Origin of the sequence: Bradyrhizobium viridifuturi, assembly GCF_001238275.1 — a bacterium.
In the GTDB taxonomy this organism is placed as follows: domain Bacteria; phylum Pseudomonadota; class Alphaproteobacteria; order Rhizobiales; family Xanthobacteraceae; genus Bradyrhizobium; species Bradyrhizobium viridifuturi.
Map to the genome: position 1 here is coordinate 20,666 of NZ_LGTB01000070.1, position 6,426 is coordinate 27,091.

The window sequence follows — 6,426 nt, forward strand, 5'->3', positions numbered from 1 at the left end:
GGACGGCGGTACCCCAACCTCGTGGACAATATGCGCATGGCAGCAAAAACGAAGCGCAGCACGAAGACGTCCGGAAAGAAGCGGGCGGCACATAAGCGCCCGTTTGCAAAGAAGAGCGCGGCGAAGAAGCGGACGACGACAAGAACATCGGCGCGGAAAGGCGCTGGTCGTGCGCGTGAAAAGGATCCGCGTGGCGGGCTTACCGCGGCCGGCCGCAAGGCATTCGCGGCGAAGCAGGGCGCGCATCTGAAGCCCGGCGTCACGAAGAAGGAAGCCGAGATGACGCCGCAGGAGATGCGGCGGAAGGGCAGCTGGGCGGTGCGCTTCTACGGCCGCAAAAAGCTGCCACCGCTGGTCGATGATCGTGGACGGCCGACACGGCATGCACTGTCGGCCCATGCCTGGGGCGAACCAGTTCCCAAAACGGTGGCCGCCGCGCGCCGCATCGCGGCCAAGGGCGAACGCCTGCTACAACGCTACAAACGTGCGAAGCAGCAGAAGCGCTAGCGTTTTGTCAGCGACGTGGAGCGGCCGCTCTGGCCGATCGTCTTGACCTGATCCGTGCCGCATTTGAAATCGCGGGCGAAGTCGTCGGCGGCCTGCCGCGCCAGCTCGTTGGCGTCGGGATTGGCCGCGATGTCGACATAGGCGACGTGACAGACATCGCCCGGCGGCAGCCGCGTCACCGCGAGCATCGCCCGCGAGACCGGCCCGCCGCGCTTGTCCTGCTCGCTGTTGTCGGCGATCTGCCAGCGCTGGATGATCGCAAAAGGCTTGCTGCCTGCGGTGCGCCATTCGACCGTGTCGCCGGTCGAGCTGAACGGGCCGAACCAGGCCCGCGCCGCCGGTTCCTTCGCCGCAGCCGCGCGATTTCGCCCCACAGAGACCACTTCGCGCAGGTCGCCCTCGTTGATCAGCACCACGAGGCCGGATTTCCCCGGGCAGACCCGCGTGGTGCTGCCGTCCTCCTCGTTGGGCTTGCCGATCATGCGGCAGGCCTTTGGCGCGGTCGAGGTGTAGCTGCTGCTGATCGTCTCAGCGGCAGCCTGACCGGGATTTGCGCAGGCAAGCGCCATAACGGCTGTTGCAAAAGCAAGGTATTTCATCGGGAAAACCTGTGATCCGGACGTACTTTGTGTCTGACATATGCAATCTGGGGAAGGTTCAACAGACACGCTGGAAACACCTGACAGGCGCGCGGAATCGTCCTAGAAGGGCGGCTTCGCAACTTTGTCGCGTGCGCCCCCGGCGTGCCGTAGCCTCGATCATCATGCCCGCATCATTATCGCACAAGCCCTATCGCGTCGGCCGTTCCCGCACCGGCCTTGGCCTTTTCGCCACCAAGCCGATCAAGAAAGGCACCAAGATCATCCGCTATTTCGGGCCGCTGCTCGACTCGAAGAAGAAGGATGAGGACGCGATCGAGAACAAATACCTGTTCGAGCTCACCAACCGCTGGACCATCGACGGTTCGGTCCGCGAGAACGTTGCCCGCTACATCAACCACGCCTGCCGGCCGAACGCGGAATCCGACGTCAAGCCGCGCAAGCGCAAGGTGTTCATCCGCGCCATCAAGGACATCGAGCCGGGCGACGAGATCAACTACGATTACGGAACCGACTACTTCAAAGCGTATCTGAAGCCGATCGCTGCAAGTGCGACGCCTGCGAGAAGAAGCGCAAGAAGAAGCGCGCGGAGGCGCGGGCGGAGCGGGTGCGGCTGAAGGAAAAGGCCGAACGGAAGGCGAAGCGCGAGGCCGAGAAGCGGGCCGGGCAGAGGAAGGCCGGCGCGAAGCAGGCCGCCAAGGCAAACGGCAACGCCAAGGCCCTGAACGCCAAGGCCCTGAACGCCAAGACCCTGAACGCCAAGACCCTGAACGCCAAAGACCTTGAATGGCAAGGCCCTGAACGGCAAGCACCTCAACGGCCACAGTCTCACTGCCGCTGCCGGCAAGCGCGCGGTCCCTTCAAAGCGCGGCGCCGCGCGTCCGTTGCAGGCCTGAGTTCCGAGACTGATCCTGTTCGACGATCGTCATGATGCGCGCGCCGGATGGCGCGCGGGGCGCGGCAGGTAGGCGCATTCGGCCAGCGTGGTCCCGTCGAGCTCGCGCATGAAGGCCTCACGAGCCGCGGCGAGCTTCGCCTTCAGCCGGCAGCGCGGCAGCAGCACGCAATCCCCGCCATCATCCCTGAAACACTCGACCAGCGCGCTGCCGCCTTCCAGCGCGCGGACCACTTGCCCGAGGGTGATGGTCTCCGCCGGCTGCGCCAGCGAAAACCCGCCGCCCGCGCCGCGCTGGGTCGCGATGAAGCCGGCCTCTGCGAGGTCGCGCACCACCTTGGCGAGGTGATTGCGGGAGATGCCGAACTCCGCCGCGATCTCGCTGGTCGCGAACGAGCGGTCCGGCTCGCCGGCCAGCCGCATCAGGGCGCGGAGCGCAAAATCCGTGAACGAAGTCAGGCGCATGGAAGCCCTTCGAAATCAGCACTTGGCGGATCAGCTATAGCAGTCTAAATAGGTATTTGAAATGCATATTTAGGATATGAGCGATGACAGGAGCAGAGCGCCGCGAGCAGATCACCGCCGAGATCGTCGCGCGGACCGGGATCACCGAGGCCATGATCGCGCAGCTGGTGCACGCCTTCTACGCCAAGGTCCGCAACGACCCGATGATCGGCCCGGTATTCGAGGCCAAAATCAGCAACTGGGAGCCGCATCTGGCGCAGATGTGCGCGTTCTGGTCCTCGGTCGCGCTGATGACCGGGCGCTATCACGGCACGCCGATGGTCAAGCACATGCCGCTGCCGATCGATGCCGCGCATTTCGATCGCTGGCTCGAGCTGTTCGAGGCGACTGCACATGAACTGTGCCCGCCGGTTGCTGCGGTTCATTTCATCGAACGCGCACGGCGCATCGCCGCAAGCCTGGAGATGGGCGTTGCCAGCGGACAGCGCGTGATGCTGGGGGTGGGCGAACGCTACAGGCGAGCAGAAACGAGCGCTGTGTAATCGGTCGCAGCGCCCTGGTCCGAGCTTCGCGCGCAACAGGTCGGTGACGACATCGCGCAACCCTAGCGTCGCAATGAGCCGAGTGAGAGGCCGCCAGCAAGGCGGCCTCCATTCGGTGGACGGTTAGTAACAGGGTTGCCCCAGCCACCACCTAGTTGCGCACTTCAAATTGCGATCCGAGACAATTCCCGGTCCTGCATCGCAACATGCAGTCAATATCGCGGATTGGCCGATGAATCGGAATCCGATCTTTGTGCAGATTTGTGCGCTTGCAAGACGTTTGATCCGCGTCAAGCAAGCACTGAGGTTCCAACGTAGTCTGCTCGCCCGGAGGCATAATGGCGGCTCGAGCGGACGAGGGAGCGGTAGTGGAGCCACGCCGTTCTCCCAATGGTGATCAGTTTCGCGGCTTCGTCGAGTATGCACCCGTTGCGATCGCCATGTTCGATCGCGAGATGCGATACTTGGCGGCGAGCCGGCGCTGGATCGACGATTACGGGCTGAGTGGCAAGATCGAGGGCCGGTCGCACTACGAAGTCTTCCCCGAGATTCCGCAGGCTTGGCGCGTGATCCACCAGCGCGCAATGAACGGCGAATCGTGCAGCTCGGAGGAGGACAGGTTCGAGCGCGTTGACGGGACCGTGCAATGGCTGAGGTGGGACGTCCGGCCCTGGTTCGGACCGGACGGCGGCATCGGCGGAATATTGATCCTCACCGAAGATATCACCCGCAGAAAGGCGGCCGAAGAAGAGCTGCAGCGTGACCGCGAGCTGCTGCGCGCCTCCGAGGATCGCTACCGTGCGATGTTCGAGGCGGCGCCCAATCCGATCGTCCTGATCAACGCGCGAGGAACGATGGAGGCCGTCAATCCGGCGATGCTCGCCGTCTTCGGTTATGAGCTGAGCGAGTTGCTGGGGAGAAACGTGAGCCTCCTGATGCCGGAAGCCGACGCGATGGCACACGACAACTATCTGCGTCGATATGCCGAAACAGGCCAGGGGAGCATCATCGGTATCGGCCGCGAGGTGTCCGCCAAGCGCAAGAGCGGCGCCGTGTTTCCCGCGGAGCTCGCGATCACCACCTGGCGCAACGAGAACGGTGCGCAGCTCTATTGCGGCACACTCACGGACGTGACCGAGCGGAAGCAGGCCGAACGGCTCGTGGCCGAAAGGCAGCGGCTTGATGCGATCGGACTGCTTGCCGGCGGCGTTGCCCATGATTTCAACAACTCGCTTGCGGTCATTCTGGGAAACCTTGAACTCGCCGAGCCACGAATAGGCGATCGCGCGGCGCAGCATCTCGTCGAGCGGGCGCTCCAGGCCGCAAAACTCGCTTCCACGGTGACCAAGCGGCTGCTTGCGCTCGCCAGGAAACCCGAAGGCGAATGGGAGATCGTTTCACTCAACGACGTGGTGCGCGAGATGATGCCGCTGCTCGAAAGTCTCGTCGCGGGCCAGTGGTCGTTGCGCGTTGACCTCTTGGAGGAACTCTGGCTGACGCGGGTTCCTGCGGGTGAGGTATGCAGCGCGCTTCTGAACCTGGCTGCCAACAGCCGGGACGCAATGCCGGAGGGCGGCAGCATCACGATCACCACGCGCAACATGCATGTGACGGAAGGGGCTCGCACGGCGGCGCCTGGCCACTACGTGTGCCTCTCCGTTACGGATACCGGCGAAGGGATGACGGCCGACGTTCTCCACAAGGTCTGGGATCCGTTCTACTCGACCAAGAAGCCGGGCCGAGGCACGGGACTGGGACTGACGACGGTCAGGAATCTCGCCAACTTGCCGGAGGCTTCGCGAAGATCGCCAGCGTGCAGGGAGAGGGCACCACCGTGACGCTGCATTTTCCGCGCGCCGAGTCCGTGACATCGGCGCAGCTCGTCGATCCGGTATCGATTCCGTTGGGGGACGGCGAAACCATCCTGGTCGTGGATGATGATGACGAGGTGCGTGAGATCGCGATGAAGCGTCTGGAAGCGCTTGGCTATGTCACACTCGAGGCGCGCGCCGGGGAAGAAGCCGTGACGACATTACGAAGCGATGGAGCGATTGATCTCTCTTCGCCGACGTGGTGATGCCCGGGATGTCGGGGTATGAGCTTGCGCGATGGATCCGCGCGCACCGGCCGCGGACGGCGGTCGTGCTGACGAGCGGCTATCCGGGCGAGGCCAAGACGACCGAGTCCAGCGACGGACTTCCGCTGCTGCTCAAACCCTACGGTCGTGAACAGCTCGCCCGCTGCATTCAACAGGCGCTCGCAGAGAGACCGCCCCCGGCAACCTGAATGTGTGCTATCCGCAGAACACATAGCCGACCCCTCTGACGCTCTTGATCAGGTGGGGTGTATCCGAGAGCGGTTCGATCTTGCGTCGCAGGCGGGCGATATGGCCGTCGAGCGTACGATCGAGCGGCGACCAGTCACGGCCTCGGAGGAAGGTGTTGATCTCGTCACGCGAGAGCACCCGTGACGGATGACGCAGGAACAGCTCGAGTAACCTGATTTCGGTTTCGGTCAGCTCAATGACGTCTCCGTCCAGCCGGCGCAGCACGCGGCGCCGAAGATCGAGGATCGCATGGTCGAAGCTGTAGGCATCGAGCGCGGCGCGCTGGTTCTCCCGCGAGTCATCGTAGCGGCCGAGCAAGGTGCGGACGCGCAGAATGACTTCGCGAATATGGAAAGGCTTCGTGACATAGTCGTCGGCACCGTGCTCGAGCCCGCGGACACGCTCGATCGGCTCGGCCCGTCCCGTGATGATCAGGATCGGCACGTTGATCGTCGTTCTGATCTCGCGGGCCAGCTGCAAACCGTCATCCGAGCCCAGTCCGATGTCGAGCGTGATCAGATCGACGGGGCAGCGTTCCAGCAGCTTGATCGCCGCCTCCCGGCTCGCGGCTTCGGTCACGGTGAATCCTTCCGCCACCAGACCCGAGGCTAATACTCTTCGAACGTCTGGGTCGTCTTCGATAACGAGGATCGTTTTCTGCGGAAGCTGCATGCGTGGACCAAGTCTTGGGGGCGCATTTTTATCAGTATCAGCCACATTTCATTGAGTTGGATCAAAACAGGCACCGCCGCTGCTCTGCGCGCAGGACGCCGACAAATCTGCACAAATCTTGGATCGCACCGCCGACGTTCGGGTGGCTATCTTATGCGGACAAGCAGAAGCAAGACGCTAAGAAACGTTCGGGAGCGGCAGAATGTCGAGGACGGACAATTGCCTTCGGAATCAGCGTCAGAACCCCATCACGCCGCGCGAGGCGTACGATCCGGTCCATTGGCAGCAATGTGCGACATGCGCGAGGGCAAGGGCGGGTGACGCACCGGCGCATCGGGTGGCCGCGCTCAAGCAGGAGGCCGCCGACTACGAGCGGCTCGCGGCATATGCGAGGGCCGTTCAGGCCGCGACCGAGGCGGC

Annotated in this window: 9 protein-coding genes and 1 pseudogene; 7 read left to right on the forward strand and 3 right to left on the reverse strand. The window is 63.6% G+C overall.

Going from position 1 to position 6,426, the window contains the following annotated elements; all coding sequences use genetic code 11:
* Positions 1–36: 36 nt before the first annotated feature.
* The gene (locus tag ALC15_RS38955) at positions 37–507 is read left to right on the forward strand and encodes a DUF6321 domain-containing protein (RefSeq protein ID WP_244486456.1); all 471 of its coding nucleotides are present in this window, start codon (positions 37–39) and stop codon (positions 505–507) included.
* Here ALC15_RS38955 and ALC15_RS38960 read toward each other — a convergent pair.
* On the reverse strand, positions 504–1,106 hold the full coding sequence (locus ALC15_RS38960; RefSeq protein WP_050631856.1) for a hypothetical protein: 603 nt from the start codon (positions 1,104–1,106) through the stop codon (positions 504–506). The two genes, ALC15_RS38955 and ALC15_RS38960, sit on opposite strands and share 4 nt — an antisense overlap.
* Positions 1,107–1,270: 164 nt before the next feature.
* Here ALC15_RS38960 and ALC15_RS38965 point away from each other — a divergent pair.
* Positions 1,271–2,037 (forward strand): annotated as a pseudogene (locus tag ALC15_RS38965) (SET domain-containing protein).
* Here the strand turns inward: ALC15_RS38965 and ALC15_RS38970 are convergent.
* Entirely contained in the window at positions 2,032–2,466 is a 435-nt protein-coding gene (locus ALC15_RS38970; protein ID WP_050631857.1) for an RrF2 family transcriptional regulator, read from the reverse strand. The pseudogene ALC15_RS38965 and the gene ALC15_RS38970 sit on opposite strands and share 6 nt — an antisense overlap.
* 83 nt (positions 2,467–2,549) lie before the next feature.
* Here ALC15_RS38970 and ALC15_RS38975 point away from each other — a divergent pair, with 83 nt between their 5' ends.
* The 4 genes from ALC15_RS38975 (at position 2,550) to ALC15_RS38990 (ending at position 5,294) form a co-directional block, all read left to right on the forward strand.
* Positions 2,550–3,008 carry a group III truncated hemoglobin gene (locus tag ALC15_RS38975; RefSeq protein ID WP_050631858.1) on the forward strand — a complete coding sequence of 153 codons (459 nt, stop codon included), beginning with the start codon at positions 2,550–2,552 and terminating at the stop codon, positions 3,006–3,008.
* 338 nt (positions 3,009–3,346) lie between these two features.
* Positions 3,347–4,846, forward strand: a complete 1,500-nt coding sequence (locus ALC15_RS38980; RefSeq protein WP_094194396.1) for a hybrid sensor histidine kinase/response regulator — start codon at positions 3,347–3,349, stop codon at positions 4,844–4,846.
* Positions 4,843–5,085 (forward strand): hypothetical protein, encoded by a 243-nt coding sequence (locus ALC15_RS38985; RefSeq protein ID WP_050631860.1) that lies wholly within the window; start codon positions 4,843–4,845, stop codon positions 5,083–5,085. The genes ALC15_RS38980 and ALC15_RS38985 overlap by 4 nt, the downstream gene beginning before the upstream one ends.
* An 8-nt stretch (positions 5,086–5,093) precedes the next feature.
* Positions 5,094–5,294, forward strand: coding sequence for a response regulator (locus ALC15_RS38990; RefSeq protein ID WP_157860985.1), 201 nt, complete (start codon positions 5,094–5,096; stop codon positions 5,292–5,294).
* A gap of 7 nt (positions 5,295–5,301) precedes the next feature.
* Here ALC15_RS38990 and ALC15_RS38995 read toward each other — a convergent pair whose 3' ends face one another.
* Positions 5,302–6,006 (reverse strand): response regulator transcription factor, encoded by a 705-nt coding sequence (locus ALC15_RS38995; RefSeq protein ID WP_050631862.1) that lies wholly within the window; start codon positions 6,004–6,006, stop codon positions 5,302–5,304.
* A 202-nt stretch (positions 6,007–6,208) separates the two neighbouring features.
* Here ALC15_RS38995 and ALC15_RS45685 point away from each other — a divergent pair.
* The coding region (locus ALC15_RS45685; protein WP_430649225.1) for a hypothetical protein at positions 6,209–6,426 on the forward strand (218 nt) is incomplete at its 3' end.

Coding starts and splice junctions, on each gene's coding strand:
- ALC15_RS38955 (WP_244486456.1), top strand. CDS start 37: ATGGCAGCAAAAACGAAGCGCAGCACGAAGACGTCCGGAAAGAAGCGG.
- ALC15_RS38960 (WP_050631856.1), bottom strand. CDS start 1,106: ATGAAATACCTTGCTTTTGCAACAGCCGTTATGGCGCTTGCCTGCGCA.
- ALC15_RS38970 (WP_050631857.1), bottom strand. CDS start 2,466: ATGCGCCTGACTTCGTTCACGGATTTTGCGCTCCGCGCCCTGATGCGG.
- ALC15_RS38975 (WP_050631858.1), top strand. CDS start 2,550: ATGACAGGAGCAGAGCGCCGCGAGCAGATCACCGCCGAGATCGTCGCG.
- ALC15_RS38980 (WP_094194396.1), top strand. CDS start 3,347: ATGGCGGCTCGAGCGGACGAGGGAGCGGTAGTGGAGCCACGCCGTTCT.
- ALC15_RS38990 (WP_157860985.1), top strand. CDS start 5,094: ATGTCGGGGTATGAGCTTGCGCGATGGATCCGCGCGCACCGGCCGCGG.
- ALC15_RS38995 (WP_050631862.1), bottom strand. CDS start 6,006: ATGCAGCTTCCGCAGAAAACGATCCTCGTTATCGAAGACGACCCAGAC.